The sequence below is a fragment of the Flavobacterium rhizophilum genome, assembly GCF_046000485.1.
Lineage (GTDB): Bacteria > Bacteroidota > Bacteroidia > Flavobacteriales > Flavobacteriaceae > Flavobacterium > Flavobacterium rhizophilum.
Genome location: NZ_JBELQB010000006.1, coordinates 74,919 through 93,361 on the forward strand (window position 1 = coordinate 74,919; position 18,443 = coordinate 93,361).

The window sequence follows — 18,443 nt, forward strand, 5'->3', positions numbered from 1 at the left end:
GTATCAGTGCTTTTTTATTACTCTATAGTATTCCACCATTCTTCTTTAACAGGTTCCCCTATAATATTTACCTTTTCACCAATCATAGGTGTTAGTAACGGCAGGTTCTTTTCTGCTGCAGCTTCGGTTACCGTTTTAATAGATTCGTCCCAGGCATGCAGCGCCAGCGAGAATTTTGACCAGTGTACCGGCATTAACCTTTCAGTCTTCAAATCGATTGCTGCCTGTGCTACCTGCTCGGGCATCATGTGTATGTATTTCCAGTATTCGTTGTATTGCCCACATTCCAGTATGGCAAGATCAAAAGGCCCATACTTATCACCTATCTCCTTAAAGAAATAGTCGTATCCCGAATCACCTCCCAAAAACAGTTTCATGGTTGGCGTTTTAAATACAAACGAAACCCAAAGTGCCTTATTCCTGCCAAAGCCTCTACCCGAAAAATGTCTTGCCGGAGTAACATCTACCGTAAACCCATCTCCTAAATCCACATGCTCACCCCAATCCTTTTCCTCAATAATGGCAGTATCATACCCCCAGTATTCAAGATGCTGTGCCGTTCCTAATCCCGTTACCACTTTTTTCACTTTAGGTTTCAGTTGTAAAATGGTTTCATAATCCAGATGATCCCAATGATCATGACTTATAAAAAGCACATCTATTTCGGGCAGGTCATCTACCGTATAGGCATCACTCCCAGGGTATGCCTTATTAGTAAAACTAACCGGTGATACACTTCCGCTAAATACAGGGTCTACCAATATGGTCTTACCGTCTGCCTGCATAAAGTAGGATGAATGTCCAAACCACACCAGTACATTTTCCTTAGGATCTAAATACAACAGGTCTTCTTTCTTGGTAGGGATGCTGTCCTTTGGTTTATTACGTTCCTTTTTCCCAAAGAAAAATTCCTTAAATACAGTGTAATAGCTGGTACCTTCGGCCAAATCAGGTGTATGGCTAAGATTCTGGAATTTGCCGTCCCTATAATTGGGTGACTGTTTAATCCTTTCCAGCCTTGCCCCTGCCGGCTGTTTACCAAACTGTGGCTGCTGCATAAAAATAGCTGTTGCCACTACCAGCAACGCTATGACAATTAGTATTGACATAAATATTCTTTTAATTATTTTTTTAATTCTTCTCATTATATAGATTGACTACTCACTCTAATTTATATTCAAATTTTTTTTACGCCAACATACCCCAAAGCATATCCAAACTCTCCTGTATTACCTGTTGTTGTTTTGCTTTGCTGAAATTATTTTTGATAAGGTAGGTATACAGCCCGAAAATATGACTCCCCATAATAGTGTAGATAAAGTCGACATCACGCGCCTTTATCACTCCGGCATCAATAGCCTCCTGTATCTGGTCGCAACTCTTTTTTAATGACTTCTTTACCTCTTCGGGCGACAATAATGCTGCAAACGGCGAATTGGTAAACAACTGAGTGTAATAAAACTCATCCCTGTTTTCCATAGACCACTCCAGTACAGCTTTAAACTGTCCTTTAAAATAGGTTTTGGCATCAGTATCGGGCTTAACATGCTCTTCTATATAAGCCCCCATCTTCGATTTTATATAGAGATAAAGCGAAACGATAAGATCTTCTTTGGTCTTATAATAATGAAACAGCGTACCATTTGCCACACCGGCCTCCTTAGCTATTTTGCTGGTAGGGGTTGCATGGAACCCGTTTTGCACAAAAAGCCTTAAAGCTGTAGTTAATATGATTTCCTGTTTATCCATTTTTTACACTGACCGACTAATCACTCTACAAAAGTATATCTAATTTTTCAATAAAACAATAAACCCCTTCTAAAAAAGAAAGGGTTTATTGAAAGTAATATTTTGCAATAATCGTTTTTACTTTGATTAGCTTAGATTCTTTAGGTCTTTAATAACCTTAAAAGCAACATCTACCTCCTGCTCGCTTACCAGTATGGTAAACTCATAAGAAGTTGAAATTACCTCGTTAATGATAATACCCTCCCACGCCAGTCTCTGGAAAATGTAGTAATAAACCCCCGGAGTAGAAATATTATCCTTTGGAAGTTTTACAGTAATAGAGGCCAGGTTATCGGTACGTTCAATTTGTTTTTCGTCGACAAAAAGTTTCTCGACGATGTGATTGATGGATGAACTTACCACGATATTAGTTTCGTTTACACCTCTTGAAGAGGTATAGAAAACCTCAGGGAACGAATTGATATTTGAAATCAAATCGGCCTGTTTGTTTAAAATCGTGTCGGAAATAGCAAAAGTATAATCAGTCAGAGATGATCTTACCGTAATCTCGCCAATAGATCGCAGTACTTTTACAATTTTGTGATTCACCCTGAAATCAAGGTCTTCAGAAAGTCGTTTAAGGGACATTACAACGGCTCCCTGTTTTACATCTTTCCCTATCTCCTGTTCAAGTTCCGGCATCATGGTTCTTGCAAGGGAAGTAAGGTTAATAATCCCTTGTGACAAAGCACTTAATAAAAAGGGCTTGGTCTTGATGTAGTGTTCCACTACAGAAGAAATAGTTTTCATAGCTTAAATGGTTGTTACGTAAAGTCTTTTCCCGTAACAAATATAAAAAATAAAAATAATTGTTAAATATTTAACAACTAAAAATAAAAAAAAGCGTCAACTATATGTTCTATAACAAAATCTCCATTTTTGTTATAAATCGATATTATATCAAAACGTATCTCTACATCAAGGTCGTTAACCGTAACATATTCATCTACAGCTTTTACTAGTAATTTTATCTTTTTTGGGGTCACAAAATCCTGCGGAAGCCCAAAATCGAGGCTCGATCTTGTTTTTACTTCCACAACAGCCAGGGTATCGGCTTTACGGGCAATAATATCAATTTCGGCCTTTTGATACACCCAGTTGGTTTCCAGTATATCATAGCCGTTTTTCCGTAAAAAGTCGGCTGCAAGCTCTTCTCCCTGTTTGCCAAGGTCGTTATGCTCAGCCATTATTCAAACACCACTTTAGTGCCTTTGGCAGTTACCTCAAGGGTAATTTCCTTACCCATAACAAGCGCCCTGTTATCTTTCATATGCCCGGCAGGGAAATTGAAACAGATAGGAATATCGTAGTCTTTAGTAATATCCCTAATAATTTCGAGAGCATCATGCCCCCACGGGATGTCGTTATCATTCATTTTGGTCATACCACCTATAATAATCCCTTTTACATTTTTAAAATAACCGTTACGTTTCAGATTCATCATCATTCGGTCTATATGGTACAGGTATTCATCAAGGTCTTCAATAAAAAGAATCTTACCTTTATAATCCACTTCCGATTCTGATCCCACAATACTATACAGCACCGATAGATTCCCCCCAACGAGCTCTCCTGTAGCTTTGCCCGGTTTGTTGAACTCATGCGGCTCAATATTATATTCCAGCTTTTCTCCAAACAATGCTTTGCGAAGGGTTTCCTTAGCCTCACTGGTAGCATATAGTGTACTTACACACATAATACCGTGTATGGTAGCTATATCCATAGTATTGATGTGGCTATGCAGTACGGTAGCATCACTAAACCCTATAATCCATTTAGGGTGTTTTTTGAAGTTGTCAAATTTTACCCTGTCTATCATCCTCACGGTACCGTAACCTCCTTTAGCACACCATACCGCTTTTATGGACGGGTTATCTATCATCTCCTGAAAATCGGTTGCACGTTGCCAGTCGGCCCCGGCTAACTGATTGTTTTCCTTACCAATGGTTTTACCCAGCACCACGTTAAGCCCCCAGCTTTTAAGCAAATCTATGGCCGGTTGTAGGTGCTGTGCTTCAATTTTACGGGCAGTGGCAACAATAGCCACAGTATCTCGTTTAGTAAGATATGGCGGAATTTTCATAAGGTTTTGTGCTTGTATTTGGGATGTGAACTGTATTACTGTTAAAACTAAAACGGCTTTTAAAAACGTGATTCTCCTTTGCATTCGTTTATTTTTTCAGTTAAACAAACTTAACGAAAAATATGGACTAAGCCCGATCTCAATTCTTAACAATTATACAAAATTAAGCAGGGCAGCATTACTATAATAAGGTAGAAAAAATAACGCTAATTATTCGTACTTTTGCGTTTCAATTTAAATTTTCGAGATGTTACAAGATCCAAAAAGATATACTGTTACGGCAGCATTGCCTTATACCAATGGTCCTATACACATAGGCCACCTGGCGGGTGTTTATGTTCCTTCTGATATTTATTCGCGTTTCCTGAGGTTACAGGGTAAAGACGTGGCTTTTATATGCGGAAGTGATGAGCATGGTGTAGCCATATCTATGAAAGCTAAAAAAGAAGGCATTACCCCACAGCAGGTAATTGATAAGTACCATAATATTATCAAACAGTCTTTTGAGGATTTTGGAATCTCTTTTGACAACTATTCGCGTACCTCTGCAAAAGTACACCATGAAACAGCCAGTGAATTTTTCAAAAAGCTGTATGATGAGGGTAAATTTATTGAGGAAGTGACCGAGCAGCTTTATGATGAGGAAGCACACCAGTTCCTGGCCGACCGTTTTGTAACGGGTACCTGTCCTAAATGTGGCAACGAGGAGGCTTATGGTGACCAGTGCGAAAAATGTGGTTCGTCACTTAACGCTACCGATCTTATTAACCCAAAATCGACCATAACCGGATCTAAACCGGTTTTAAAAGAAACCAAACACTGGTTCCTTCCGCTGGATCAGTATGATGCCTTTTTAAGGGAGTGGATACTGGAAGGTCATAAAAACGACTGGAAACCTAATGTATTCGGTCAGGTAAAATCATGGCTGGATGACGGACTTAAACCACGTGCGGTAACCCGTGATCTTGACTGGGGTATCCCTGTACCTGTAGAAGGTGCCGAAGGTAAAGTACTTTACGTTTGGTTTGATGCGCCTATTGGTTATATCTCTTCTACAAAAGAGTGGGCTCAGCGTGAAGGTAAAGACTGGCAACCTTACTGGAAAAGTAACGATACTAAACTGGTACACTTTATAGGAAAGGATAATATTGTTTTCCACTGTGTGATTTTCCCTGCTATGCTTAAAGCTGAAGGATCGTACATACTGCCTGACAACGTACCGGCAAACGAGTTCCTTAACCTTGAGGGCAACAAACTGTCTACTTCTAAAAACTGGGCAGTATGGCTACATGAGTACCTTGAAGATTTCCCGGGCAAGCAGGATGTACTACGCTATGCACTCACATCTAACGCTCCTGAGACAAAAGACAACGACTTTACCTGGAAAGATTTCCAGGCAAGAAACAATAATGAGCTGGTTGCCATTTTTGGTAACTTTATTAACCGTGTAGTTGTACTTACCAACAAGTATTACAACGGGGTTATACCTACTCCAAACGAGTTTACCGATGTAGATGAGGCGACACTTACCGAAATGCGTGCCTACCCTGCAGTTATAGCAAGCTCTATAGAGCGCTACCGCTTTAGGGAAGCCCTTGGCGAACTGATGAACCTTGCCCGCCTTGGTAACAAATATCTGGCCGATGAGGAACCTTGGAAAATGGTTAAGGAAAATCCGGAAAGAGTAAAAACACAAATGTATGTGGCACTGCAAATCGCCGCAGCCCTATCGGTACTTTCTGAGCCGTTCCTGCCGTTTACAGCAGCTAAACTTAAAGACATCCTTAAGTTAGATGACGTTCCTCATGCTGTACAGACTATGGGAATTGTTGACGAAACCCTGAGCTTTAATGATGCTGAAAGATCGTCTCATAAACTTTCATGGAATGACATCGCTGTCAAGCATGAGCTTATCCCTGCTAACCACCAGATAGGACAGGCAGAACTGTTGTTCGCTAAAATTGAAGATGAAGAAATACAAAAACAGGTAGATAAACTTGAGGCTACAAAAACAGCTAACAATGCTGCTAATAAAAAAGCCGAGCCTCAAAAGGAAACTATCACCTTTGAAGATTTCGCCAAAATGGACATCCGTACGGGTACTATTCTTGAAGCCAAAAAAATGCCGAAAGCCAATAAGCTTTTAGTATTAAAGGTTGATACGGGTATTGATGTACGTACTATTGTTTCGGGTATTGCCGAAAGCTTTAAACCGGAAGATGTTATCGGTAAACGTGTTAGCGTACTTGTTAACCTTGCTCCTCGTAAACTGCGTGGTGTGGAGAGCCAGGGCATGATACTAATGACTGAAAACACAGATGGCAAACTGGTTTTCATTAACCCGGATGCCGATGGTGTAAACAATGGTGAAATGATTAGTTAATCTGTACTGAAAAACTATAATATCCTGTCGTTTTGAACGTAACGAAGTGGAGTCGAAACACGATGCAAAAAAGCCGGACTGGCAAAGCAAATCTCTAAATAGATTCCTCCATCCGTAAGAATGACAACAAAATAAAAAGGCTCCCAATCGGGAGCCTTTACTTTTATGATTAATCTAATTCCTTAATCAGTTCTTCTTTACTCTTTCTGGCTTTTTTCATGGTAAGCAACCAGTCTTTTTCCTCATCACGGTAACCTAAAGGCAGTAACAGTACGCTTTTAAAGCCCTGCTTATCTAAACCTAAAAGTTCGTCTAACGCTTCAGGATTAAAACCTTCAATAGGGGTCGCATCCACCTTTTCGGTAGCCGCCGCTGCAATAGCAAAACTAAAAGCGATATATGCCTGGTGTGCCGCATGGTTAAAATTAACCTCAGCCGGACGGTTTACATACGACTTGATTAAAAACTGACGGTACTCATCCCATTTTTCGCTAAAACCACGCACAGCATACATACTCTTAAAGGTTTCTGTAATGCGTTCTTCGGTATAATTATCCCATGCTGCAAATATCAAAAGGTGCGAGCAGTCTCTTATTACGGTTTGATTATTGGCTACAGGCATGATCTTGTTTTTAAGCTCTTCGCCCTTTACCACAAGTACCTCAAAAGGCTGCAGTCCGCTGGAAGTTGGTGCAAGCCTTACCGCTTCTAAAATCCTTTCTATTTTGTCATCTGCTATTTTTTCGCCACTCATGGCTTTGGTAGCATATCTCCAGTTTAAATGTTCTAAAAATTCCATAATATATTGTTTTTGCGAGTGCAGGGCTCTTTTTTACAGTTGTAAAACACAAACGCCTGTCTTCTCATTTTCCCTGCAAAAATACAACGATATATAGGAATGTGCCATAAAGTTAGCTTTATTTAACCAACCGACTGATTATTACGGCAAAACCACAACAAATAAACTCCTAAAGCAAAATAAATTACCTAACTTTATATAGGCAGATTATTTAAATTCAAACCGTTATGAGCAGTAACACCAAAAAATTCCTAACCTTTATCGCACTGCTTTGTATTATCTTCGTTTTGGCAGACATCTTTTTATGGGTTAATGTAGCCAACACCTATGAAACCGAACCCGAAATGTGTTCGGCTTACATGAGGTATTATCCTGACACTATCAGAAACACTCAGGGACTTGTACTATTCCCAATGATATTGCTTATTTTTGCCTCACTTTATTTTATTCGTTCGGCCAGAACCAATTTTGCTAAAATAATTGGGGCAACCTTTGCGGCGCTGCTGGCTATTTTTTTACTCTGGAAAATGTTCTCTTTTTATTAATGTTACCCATAGCTTACCACCCTATTTACAAACACCCGTTACCGGAAGGCCACCGCTTTCCCATGATAAAGTATGAACTGCTGCCACAACAGCTTTTGCATGAAGGTACGGCTGTACAAAGTGATTTCTATTCGCCTTCCCTGCCGGATATGCAACACATACTTGCCGTACATAAAAAGGAATATGTGGACGAGCTGGTAAACCTTACACTCGACCCCCGTGCGGTTAGAAAGATAGGTTTTCCGCTTTCGGCAGAACTGGTAGAAAGGGAACTACGCATTGCCGAAGGTACTATTTGGGGTTGCCACAGGGCTATGGAACACGGTATTGCCTTTAATATTGCCGGAGGCACACACCACGCCTACAGCGACAGGGGTGAAGCTTTTTGTTTGCTTAACGACCAGGCGATAGGTGCACAATACCTCATTAATAACAAACTGGCAAAAAAGGTACTGATAGTAGATCTGGATGTGCATCAGGGTAACGGTACTGCCGAGATATTTGAAAGTAACAGTGATATATTTACCTTCTCCGTACATGGCAAAAGCAACTATCCGTTTAAAAAGGAAACGTCAGATCTTGACATTGCCTTACCAGATAATACAGGAGATAGCAAATACCTTTCTATACTTGAGGAAACACTCCCGAAATTGATTGATACCGAAAAGCCCGATTTTATTTTTTACCTGAGTGGGGTAGATATATTGGCTTCGGACAAGTTGGGAAAATTAGGTTGTACCATTGACGGATGCAGGCAACGTGATGAGTATGTACTTTCACTGTGCCACAAACTGAATATACCTGTACAATGCAGTATGGGTGGCGGTTACAGCCCCGATATTAAAATTATTATTGAGGCACATGCCAATACCTACAGAACAGCAAGGCATATATATGTATAAAAAAGCGGGGCAATTGCCCCGCTTCTTCTTTCATAGCTATTTCTCCCTCAGCCCCTGGCGCAGTATTTCTTTTATACCTTCTATATGCTCGGTAAATTCCATTACCTGCGAAAGCATCTGCGCCATCTCATTCTTGTCACCAAAGCCTTTCAGCTTGTTATTTTTAACGAAGGTTTCCTTAATGGAAGCCCATCGCTCTTTATCTTCTTCGTTCAACATACCTGTCATTTCCTTAAACTTTAACAGGTTTGCCTCTGCTGCACTGGTAAGTGTTTGTGTTTCGTTTTGATAATGCGATAAAAGTAAAGTATCTATCTCGGCATCATTCATTACAGGCACAATTTTCCCTACCAGTTTGTTCATATCACGGTACGATCCCTGTAACCTGAAAGGCGGTTCGGTTCGGTAGGCATCTTCCATCGCCGCCGATGCTATATAGGCCGAATTAGCCTTAAGCACTACCCTGCGTACCTTAATCACTTTATCCAACAATGAGATGTAAGTCTCAATATCCTGCTTAGTATGGTTACCCTTTAGCTCCAAGCCGTCACGCTGACCGGTTTCGGCCATTGTGATAAGCGGATACAGGTCGTCCATATTTTTTGAGGCCAGTTGTGCCAGTACAGGGTTTGAGGTAAGCGCATTTTCTATAAGGCTCATCTCAAACAGTTGGGCTGTATTGCCAATTACATCACCCAAGTTGTAAATATCGGCACGGTTAGCAAGCATATCCGGTATGCGGAACTTCTCTCCTGTTTCGGTATACGGGTTACCCGCCATTACCACACAGAATTTCTTGGCCTTCATGTCATACGTTTTAGGCTGTCCGTTATACACACCTTCAATCTTACGGGTACTATCGGCAAGCGAAATAAACTTTTGCAGGAACTCAGGACTGCAATGCTGAATATCGTCCAGATATAGCATCACGTTATTCCCCATTTCCAAAGCAAGGTTCAGTTTTTTAAGCTCTTCCCTCGCTGCGGCATTATTTGCCGACGAAGGGTCTACCGATGTTACCTCATGACCTATGGCAGGTCCGTTTATTTTCATAAATACCAGCCCCAGCCTGTTTGCCAGGTATTCCATAAGGGTTGTTTTACCATACCCCGGCGGTGATACCAGCAAAAGCATACCCGAACGATCGGTACGGCGGTTCTCACCTGCACTACCCAACTGCTTGGCAAGGTTATCACCAAATAGCGGAAGATACACCTGATCGATAAGTTTGTTACGTACAAACGAGGTCAATACTTTTGGCATAAACTCATTAAGCCTCAAATCGGTTTTAAGCTGCTGGGTAAGCCTATGTCGTTCTGCCCTGAAAGCCTCAAATGCAGGGACATCAACAGTAAAATGCCTTTCCATAAGTTCGGTAAAACGATGGTAATGAAATTTGTAAACCCCATCGGTTATCGTATTATGAGAACCTGCAAAGCCTGTAATATTCTCATCGGGCTCAATGCTCACCTTTTTCTCAGCAAGTTCATGCCTGTATAACAGTAATGCTGCTACCTCAAAAATGTATTCGTTACTGTCCTGCTGTCCTGTCTGACTCAGGAACGACGACACCCATTGGGTTGCCAACTGTATAGCGGCTTCGGTATCGGGGGCATTTTCAATATTATGTCGAAAAGCCACAGCGGCACCCTTATTTTCCAGCATTTTTATAAAGCTATCAGCCAGTTGCGAAGCTTTATGACTTATACTGAAGGCATCATCATTTTTAAGTTCCTCAAACAGGTAACCGGCAATGGTATATGCATCTGTACTGCCGGCATTGTTTAAGGTTCCCTTAGCGAGGAATTTTTCTATTTCCTGCGTAAGTTCTTCAACTATATAATCAAACTCTGTACTGTTTGGGAAAATACTTAAAACCCCTCCCGCAGCCTTTATTTTACTGTTTAGCTTATTGCGTTGCTCTTCGGGCAAACTGTACCAGAAGAATTGTGTATAAGCCCTAACCACCGGGCTGTAACGTAACAGTCCCAATGTATGGTGCTTAGTTACCAGTACCTTTAAAAGCTTAGTGGCATCGGCATCGTGAACCCCTTTTACATAACCTTCGGTATAGTTTTTAGAGGTTTCATCACTAACCAGTTTTGCCAGTTGCTCATCGGTAAAGTCGTTTAGCTTTTCAGGATTATAATTCCTGAATATTTTATACGCCAGGTAAGCACCTCTGTAAATATTATCGTTCTCTGAAACCAGTTCCTGATCCCAGTATTTTTGTGATGAAAGCAGGCTCTCGCTTTTCAGTTCCTGATAGAAATCGGTTCCCGTTAGGTGATAATTCAGCCTGCCGTTCCTGTAAACTATGGTAAGATCCAGAGGTTGTTTATTTACCGCAAACCTGTGGTTACCGAAACGGATAATATTATCTCCGTCCTCATACAGTTCCTGTCTGTCCTTAAGCTTGCGAAGAGCGTCCTCACGAGCCGACTTCAGCTCGGTTTCAATCGCCTCGGCCTTCCCTGTATCTTCCAGTTCCACCAGTTGTTTTACCAAATCACGAAGTTTGGCAATCATCAGGTCGGAAGCAAAATACCCGTTTATGTCCTCAACCGAATTAAACGTAAGTGCCTTTGCTGCCACATTTTTAAGAATACGCTGTGAAGCATTCTCTATTGCAACAGCCTTTTTATTTCGGGCCTCGGTAAGGCCGTTCTTTTTGGCTTCAAAAGCAGCATAAACCTCTTCTCTTTTTTCGATTATCGATTCGGTAAACTCCTCATAATCGGCAAAACGTGCTTCCAAATCCTCCAGCTGAACCGATATCTTATTAAGCAGTTCCTCTGTTTTCTCCGGAGTATCTGCCCTGTCCAGTGCATTAACAATACTCTGGTCAATCAGTTTAATCTGGGCAGCAAAATCGGCCTTAGCCTCCTTGCCTCCCAAAGAAGATATCTTGTTCTTTATCTCTGCCTTTAACCTGTTAAGAGTGGCAAAAATCAGGGATATGGTATTAATAATCTGGGTTGACTGAGAGGTATCCTCAATTTTTAGGTTAGACACTATGTCTATGAGCATTTCCAAATCGGCAGTAATACCGTTTACCTCATCTTCCAGTTTTCGCGCTTCGATAACCGTAGCGATGCCTTCCAGTTCTCCCTGTCTTTCCTCTACACGCTTGTGGTAAGGTACAAGCGCTTTCTCATCCATTAGGAACTGTACACAGTTTTGCGAAATCACCTCGGTTTGCTCTACTATCTCCTCTTCCAGCTTAGTTATAAAGTCGGCATCGGTATAGCGCACTTCCCTCAGGCTTATTACCTCCCCACGAAGGGTGCGTAACCCGGCAAGATCTTCCACAAAAACATCTATGTCATCAAGCGGCGAACTCTTTATTTTTTCAAATAACGTTTGTGCTTTCTGCTTCAGCTCATCTGTAAGCTTTTGCGCATTTTGCCTTAGCTGGACTACCTTTTCAAACTCGTCTATCGCTGCATTTGCCGTATTGCGTATTTCGTTAAGCGGCAGGTTTAGCTCAAAGGTCTCTTTTGATGTAATCCAGTAATAGGTATCCAGAATGTTTCGCGAAAGCCTGGTAAGGTCGGCATACAACCCGTCATAATCATCATCCTTATTAAGCAGGGTGATAATAGACTGGCAGTCGGCCATTGCCTTAACGATATCCTTATTTCCTATTTTGTATATATAACTGTCCTTGTGCTGGGAAGGCATAATATCTCCCTTTACAAAAGGCGTTTGCCAAATTTGTATAAGGTGGTTTTTGGTTTGCTCTTCCGAAGCCTTAAAGTAGCACAGCTCCCCATTTTCCAACAGCGTAAAACCGTTGCATATTATAGGGGTGTTTACCTGTTGTGTAATTAGGTTATAGGACATTAATACATACTGCCCGTATTTCTCCTCATAAAACACATACAGGAAATCTTCTCCGTTTGGCGAGGCTATCCTTTCCTGAAACAGCAGGTTTTCCAAACTGTTCTCAAAAATTTTATACTCGCCTGTTTGCAGGTAATATCCGTTAGAGAAAATGACACCGTGCTCATCGGGCAAAAGTATTGCCGATGTAGCGAGGCTATCTACCTTTCTAACCTCCTGCAGTTTATGATTATAGATAAAAAACCTGGCCTCCTCCTGAAACGGCTTAATCTGTAAGGTGACAAGATTACCCAAATCGGCAAACTTGTAGATTCCGTCGTCTAATGTTTGGTCAGGATGGATAACTTCTTCGTCATAAATCCCTTTACCCGTAGCAGTATTATCTTCAATTTTTATGGTTAGCGTTCCGCCCACAGTTTCCACAAACATCCTGTCCAGTATGGACACGTGCGGGTGCTTGCCGTATCTATGCATATCGCGGGTGGTTTCCTGCCAGTTAAAATCGTGCTGCCTTGGAAAACGATACTCATGATCGCTCCTGTTATCCTGATAGACCAGGCTATTGTCTTTAATTAGCCATTTAAAAGTTTTTACATCACTTATCCTGTCACTTATCTGGAAAACCATGTGCAGGTAGTTTCCTGTTATAAAGAACTTACGGAACTCAGTATCCCTGTAGTATTTGTACAGGTTAAAAAAATCGGTAAGGAAAGTCTCGTCTGCAATAAGGTCAAGCCCCTGCTTAACAAATTCCCCATCCTGATAAGAATAGATACTGAATACATCTTCGGTCTTAATATCAGTGCGCAGCCCAAAGTGCACATTGTAGCCAAAAATACATTTATCACCTATGGTCACTATATCACTGGGGATACAGCTGTTATCGGTAATAATCCTGTTGTTGGCTATAAGTTTGGTTTCTATGCTGCCAAAAACCTCTTTTCGTGCCTCATTAAGTTTGTGCAGCCTGCCCAAAAGGTCGTTTTTTTGGGTTTCAAGACGGCTGCGTATAATTTCATATGTACCGCCTTCCAGTGTACTCATGGTTGGTTTAGTTTTAATAAGTTAAGTACTGCGCCGGGGCGCAATGCCTTTGAAAAAGAAGGGTTAATCCCCGCACAGTGGCAAGCTGTGCGGGAAAAAAATATAAAAAATCAAATAAAACTTATTCTAGTTTTTTGTTAGACAGGCCAAGATTTTTAGCCATATCCATAAGCTTAGAGAACAAGCCCTGCTCACCTTCGTCGTTACTGCGTTTTTGCAGTTCCATAAGTAATCCGGCTACGGTAAGGTTTTTAATATCCTCAGACGTGATTCCGTATTTATCTGCAAAACCTTTTATTCTCTCTAAAAGATTCTCACTGCCTTCGCCTCCTTCGCCCAGTACCGCATCTTTAATCTCGGTAATGTTTTCAGAGTGGTTTACAAGCCTGTCAAATCCTTTAGCCTTAGTGATTTGTCCAACAATTTGCTCGAAGAACATAGTCTCACCACCCACAATATCAATTTTAGCAGCCTTAAGCGCTTCACCAATCACATTAGCCTGTGCATCGGCAATATCTTTCTGGATGTTTATATGAGCCAGGTCTACCTGAAGTTCTTTGTTAAGGCGTAGTTTGAACTCTTCGTGCTCTTTACCTACACCGTCAAGTTTCTTCATCGCTTCTGCTTTCTCTTCAATACCGCTTGCTTCTGCAAGAGCTTTCTCTTTAATTACATCAGCCTCAGCAACACCAAGTTGTTTTTCGGCTTCAGCTTTCGCTTTAATACCGGCAGCTTCAGCAAGGGCTTTTTTCTCGATAATAACCGCATCAACAATACCCTGTCTTTCACTAGCGTCAGCCTTAGCATGCATTACCTGAGCTTCAGACAATCCTAAAGTAGCATCTTCCTTAGCTTTAGCATCTGCCAGTATTTTTCTTGCCTCAGCCTCTTTCTCACTGGCAGCCATTTTAGCAGCAGCTTCGATATTAATCTCTTCTGCTTTTTGTTTAGCAGCCTCTTTCTCTGCCTCTGCAGCTTTAAGACGTTTAATATACATCTCTTCACTCTCTTTCTCAGCAAGAGTAACAGCCACTTTTTTCCTTCTGTCTGCCTCTTTGAAAGCTTCGATATCCTTCATGTTTTCCTGTTCCTGAACCACACCTTTTTCAAGTACAACCCTGTCGCGGATAACATTTTGTATGTTTTTACGCTCTACCTCAACTGCTTTGTCTTTCTCAATTTGAGCAAGCGTAACGATACGTTCCCTTTCGGTTTGCTCCAGCGCACGGTCTTTTTCAACCCTTTCGGTTTCTACAGCCGCAGTACGCTCTTTGTTTTTAGCTGCTACAATTACAAGCCTGTCTTTGTTTTCTTCAGCCACCTGAACTTTTTCGGCAGTAGCAATTCTTGCTGTTTCAGACTTAAGTTTTTCTTCTTCGGCTACTTTAGCAATCTCTGCCTCTTCACGGGCTTTGATGTTTGCAATTTCACGTTTTTGCTGCTCTTCCTTCTCTGCCAGCTGACGATCTAACGCAAGGATAGCCTCACGCGCTTCTACGTCCTGCTTACGGATAGTTTTTTCCTCATCCCTTCTGATAAGGTTTGACTTAATATTTTGTGCCGCAGTAAGCTCTGTAATTTTCTTAATACCTTCAGAATCAAGGATGTTATCTGCTTTAAGATGGCTTATTGGTGTTTGTTCCAAATCATCAATAGCACAGTCATCAAGTATGTATCCGTTAAGGTCGGTACCGATAATAGAGATAATCTCCTCACGGAATTCACTTCGCGCCTCATACAGTTCAACAAAATCAAATTTCTTACCTACAGTTTTTAATGCTTCCGAAAACTTGGCATCAAACAGGTTTCTAAGTACATCAATCTCTGACGCTCTTTCACAACCAATGGTTTGTGCCACATTAATAATATCGGCAGTAGATTTGTTGATTTTTATAAAGAATGTAACTTTAATGTCTGCACGCACATTATCTTTACAAATAAGCCCGTTTGCTCCTGTACGTTCCACATCAAGCTTTTTAACGGAGATATCCATAATCTCCATTTTGTGAAGTACCGGAACTACCAGTCCGGCATTGTAGAATACTTTAGTTCCTCCGGCACCGGTTCGTACCAGTACCTTGCCCTGTATGATTTTTTTATACATGGATATTATCCATACTAAAGCGCCGATGAATACTATGATTCCGGCAATCATACCAATGAGTAATGCATTTCCTGCCATTTTAATTTTAATTGGTTATAATAATTGGTTAAAAAATATATTCAATAATGGTTCGTATCACAGCCGTAACGGCCGCAATAAATTGAAAGATAACTGATAACATGGTTGGTTAGTTTTTAATATTCGAATTTTTCAACGAGGTAAAATTTCCTGTCTTCACTTTCTCCCACTATAACCGCCTGCTGTCCTGCTATTAGTTTTTCTTCAGTATTGCTTTTAGCATAAATTTTTATGGGATCTCCGTTTACCGTCAGTTCCACCTGGCCTATTTTATCGTGTGCTATGGCAGATACAACACTGCATCTTCTCCCTAAAAAATCTATCTCGGGCTCACCTTTATGGTTTACCTGCTTGTATAGGTAGCCAAGGGGCTTGCTTAAAATTTTCACAATAAAAAGGCTGAGTATAAAATTTGGGATAAGCAGCAGTACTCCCAGCCATATACTTTCTACTCCAAGATAATAGGTAACGTTAACCCCTATAAACCACATGGAAAAAAAGATGATGGTAAATATGAACATGAGCGGGAGTTCGTCAAAATTAAAATACTCCAGCACCCTCATAAATCCGCTGCCTTCTGCCGCGTTTTCACTCCCGGTAACATCACTGTCAAAATCAGCATCAATATCTGCCGCGTCAAAATCAACGCTAAACAAATCAGGATCCAGTCCTGCTATGATAACCAATAGCCAGTACAGTACCATTACGATAGACATAATGGAGAAAAACGCATTGACAGGTGAAAAAGAAATTTCTATTAATTCCTTCATTGTTTTTTATTTACTACTCTTGCGGACTGTTGCCTAAACCCATCTGCTCTTTTAACTTTTCGAGCTCACTGGTGGCTTTTGTTTTTTTAACATCAACAGCCCTGTTAATTTCATCGTCTACAGATTTAGATGCATTGGCAATATCACCATAAGCTTCGGCAAGTGCCTCTTCCTGATTCACTTTTTCCTTCATACGCTCCAGCAGTGATATGGTACCGTTGCTGTCTATTTTTGCCATTTGCTTGTTCAGGCTCTTAGTAGCATCTGCCACCTTAACCCTTGAACGCAATATTTTAAGTTCGTTTTCCCACTTACTTATATTGTGCTTAATGGTTTGCACATTACCCTCCATTTGCACCACATTCTGGTCAAACTTCTCCTTATCACCTTCGGCTCTTTTCTGGTGGCCCAGCGCCTCTTCTTTTTTAACCAGCGCTTCGGTAGCCAGCCTGTCGGCCTCAGTCGCATCCATTTCCCCTTTTTGTGCCTTCTTTAAAATAAGCATGGCTTTCTCGGTATAATCTTCGGCTGTATTGCCGTATTGTTCCACTTCATTTTTGGCACGAATGCTCATAGCCTTAACCTGAGCCAGTGCTTCCAGACTTTTATCAAGATCCTCTTTCATATCCCTGATTCCCTGCTCGGTCATTTTTATAGGATCTTCCATATTGTCAATCGTGTGATGCACTTCGGCCTGCCCAATTTTAAATAATCTTCTTAGAAATTTCATAGCTTTAATTTTTTGAAAAGTTTATAATCTGTTCCGAATACTCACTCAACAGCAGGCTGAGCGAATTTAATGTTGCCTCAAACTCATTTTGATCTAAATTCTCGAGCTGAAGTGAGTCTCTGAAAATTACTTTTCGACCTGTATCATCAAGAACAAAAGCCCCATGAATAATATCGCGGTTTTTTTGAAGCAGCTCCTTAAATACATTAACAGCATCGGGCTTTACCTCAAACAAAAACTGCTCAAAAATAACGATAGGATGCGCTACACATATAATAAGGTTAACAATACCATCCTGCTCGCTGTTCACTACAAAAACACCATCTTTAGCATTCTCGTATTTTATTTCCAGCTGAAGCTCATTCAGGTAATTTTTTACCACTCCAAAATAATCTTTCATCTTACAGGTATTAAATAATTTATAAAACTCGTTGTTTTTACTTTTTTAAGCAAGTTAAGTGCAAATGTTTTTTACAACTTTTTAACTTAACATGCTCACCATATTAGCATTATTTATTACATTTGCTAATATTGTTAGTACAAATTTACAACAATTAACACAATTTGCAAATAAAATTAGCAAAAATATTTTTAGTATGTTTGGAAAGAACCTAAAAAAGATACGAAGTGTAAGGAATATGAGTCAGCAGGAATTCGCGGATATCTTTGATTTAAAGCGTGCTACGCTTGGAGCTTACGAAGAAGGACGAAGTAATCCTAAAATTGATACAGCTGTAAAAATTGCTAATTATTTTAGCATTGGGTTAGATGAATTGCTAACAAAAGAGCTAACTGTAAACCGCTTATTACGCTTTAACGAGGCTATAACAACAGAATCTTCTTACAGTAATGACGGATTTGATGGCGTGCCTTGTGTAACCGAAGATGTAAAGCAGCACTTTTTGGATAGTTTTGCTAATAATATTAGCAATGAGGAATTACCAACTATAAAACTACCCCATGTTTCGGGCAAGGATAAGATGGCTTTTGTAATAGATGATCTTACCATGAGCGGCGGATCTAATGGTTTTTTTCCAAAAGATACTATAATAGGTGTAACTGTTTCGCTAACCGAATTAGCAACCCTTGCAGGTGAGTTAAGTGTAATTATTGCTAACAACCAAATTTACTTTAGGAAACTTACCTACAATAACAATACGGTAATGCTAACTGCAAACCACCCCGGTGTTGAACCTGCACTAATAAGTACAGGAGATATTAAAGCTGCCTGGAGGGTAGTACATGTTTTCCGATACACCATGCACAGCGGGGACAATGCACTGGAACAGCGACTGCAACAGTTAGAAAGCACTATAGCCTCATTAAGACAAAAACCCTGGTAATAAAAAAGGCGCTTATTCAAAGCGCCTT

At 40.6% G+C, this 18,443-nt stretch carries 15 protein-coding genes; 4 read left to right on the plus strand and 11 right to left on the minus strand.

All coding sequences use genetic code 11. The annotated features are described in order from the left end of the window. Positions 1-17: 17 nt before the first annotated feature. From ABS768_RS09115 to ABS768_RS09135, 5 genes are all read right to left on the minus strand, one after another. A complete protein-coding gene (locus ABS768_RS09115; RefSeq protein WP_408074669.1) occupies positions 18-1,109 on the minus strand; it encodes an MBL fold metallo-hydrolase in 1,092 nt (363 codons plus the stop codon). Positions 1,110-1,188: 79 nt separating this feature from the next. Beyond that, positions 1,189-1,749, minus strand: coding sequence for a TetR/AcrR family transcriptional regulator (locus tag ABS768_RS09120; RefSeq protein WP_408074670.1), 561 nt, complete (start codon positions 1,747-1,749; stop codon positions 1,189-1,191). A 126-nt stretch (positions 1,750-1,875) separates the two neighbouring features. Next, positions 1,876-2,538, minus strand: coding sequence for an aspartate kinase (locus ABS768_RS09125; RefSeq protein WP_157484627.1), 663 nt, complete (start codon positions 2,536-2,538; stop codon positions 1,876-1,878). 77 nt (positions 2,539-2,615) lie between these two features. Next, the gene (locus ABS768_RS09130) at positions 2,616-2,975 is read right to left on the minus strand and encodes a YraN family protein (protein ID WP_408074671.1); all 360 of its coding nucleotides are present in this window, start codon (positions 2,973-2,975) and stop codon (positions 2,616-2,618) included. Next, complete coding sequence (locus ABS768_RS09135; protein WP_408074672.1) at positions 2,975-3,955, minus strand: S66 peptidase family protein; 981 nt, start codon at positions 3,953-3,955, stop codon at positions 2,975-2,977. The genes ABS768_RS09130 and ABS768_RS09135 overlap by 1 nt, the downstream gene beginning before the upstream one ends. Positions 3,956-4,118: 163 nt before the next feature. Between ABS768_RS09135 and metG the strand changes: the two genes are divergently transcribed. Next, a complete protein-coding gene (gene metG / locus ABS768_RS09140; protein WP_408074673.1) occupies positions 4,119-6,254 on the plus strand; it encodes a methionine--tRNA ligase in 2,136 nt (711 codons plus the stop codon). 169 nt (positions 6,255-6,423) lie between these two features. Here metG and ABS768_RS09145 read toward each other — a convergent pair whose 3' ends face one another. Further along, complete coding sequence (locus ABS768_RS09145; protein WP_408074674.1) at positions 6,424-7,053, minus strand: nitroreductase family protein; 630 nt, start codon at positions 7,051-7,053, stop codon at positions 6,424-6,426. A 227-nt stretch (positions 7,054-7,280) separates the two neighbouring features. On the opposite strand from ABS768_RS09145, the gene ABS768_RS09150 reads away from it, so the two are divergent. Both ABS768_RS09150 and ABS768_RS09155 read left to right on the plus strand, forming a co-directional pair. Continuing rightward, positions 7,281-7,598, plus strand: a complete 318-nt coding sequence (locus tag ABS768_RS09150; protein ID WP_408074675.1) for a hypothetical protein — start codon at positions 7,281-7,283, stop codon at positions 7,596-7,598. Continuing rightward, positions 7,598-8,500 carry a histone deacetylase family protein gene (locus tag ABS768_RS09155; RefSeq protein ID WP_408074676.1) on the plus strand — a complete coding sequence of 301 codons (903 nt, stop codon included), beginning with the start codon at positions 7,598-7,600 and terminating at the stop codon, positions 8,498-8,500. The genes ABS768_RS09150 and ABS768_RS09155 overlap by 1 nt, the downstream gene beginning before the upstream one ends. Before the next feature lie 36 nt (positions 8,501-8,536). Here the strand turns inward: ABS768_RS09155 and ABS768_RS09160 are convergent, their stop codons facing one another. The 5 genes from ABS768_RS09160 to ABS768_RS09180 all read right to left on the minus strand — a co-directional run bounded on the left by ABS768_RS09160 (position 8,537) and on the right by ABS768_RS09180 (position 17,472). Then, complete coding sequence (locus tag ABS768_RS09160) at positions 8,537-13,390, minus strand: DNA repair ATPase (RefSeq protein WP_408074677.1); 4,854 nt, start codon at positions 13,388-13,390, stop codon at positions 8,537-8,539. Positions 13,391-13,511: 121 nt separating this feature from the next. Continuing rightward, on the minus strand, positions 13,512-15,545 hold the full coding sequence (locus ABS768_RS09165) for a flotillin family protein (protein ID WP_408074849.1): 2,034 nt from the start codon (positions 15,543-15,545) through the stop codon (positions 13,512-13,514). Positions 15,546-15,688: 143 nt separating this feature from the next. After that, a complete protein-coding gene (locus tag ABS768_RS09170) occupies positions 15,689-16,342 on the minus strand; it encodes a hypothetical protein (protein ID WP_408074678.1) in 654 nt (217 codons plus the stop codon). 13 nt (positions 16,343-16,355) lie between these two features. Further along, positions 16,356-17,072 (minus strand): PspA/IM30 family protein, encoded by a 717-nt coding sequence (locus tag ABS768_RS09175; protein WP_330442422.1) that lies wholly within the window; start codon positions 17,070-17,072, stop codon positions 16,356-16,358. A gap of 4 nt (positions 17,073-17,076) precedes the next feature. Then, positions 17,077-17,472, minus strand: coding sequence for a YbjN domain-containing protein (locus tag ABS768_RS09180; protein WP_330442423.1), 396 nt, complete (start codon positions 17,470-17,472; stop codon positions 17,077-17,079). A 196-nt stretch (positions 17,473-17,668) separates the two neighbouring features. Here ABS768_RS09180 and ABS768_RS09185 point away from each other — a divergent pair, with 196 nt between their 5' ends. Beyond that, positions 17,669-18,415, plus strand: coding sequence for a helix-turn-helix domain-containing protein (locus ABS768_RS09185; RefSeq protein WP_408074679.1), 747 nt, complete (start codon positions 17,669-17,671; stop codon positions 18,413-18,415). Positions 18,416-18,443: the final 28 nt, after the last annotated feature.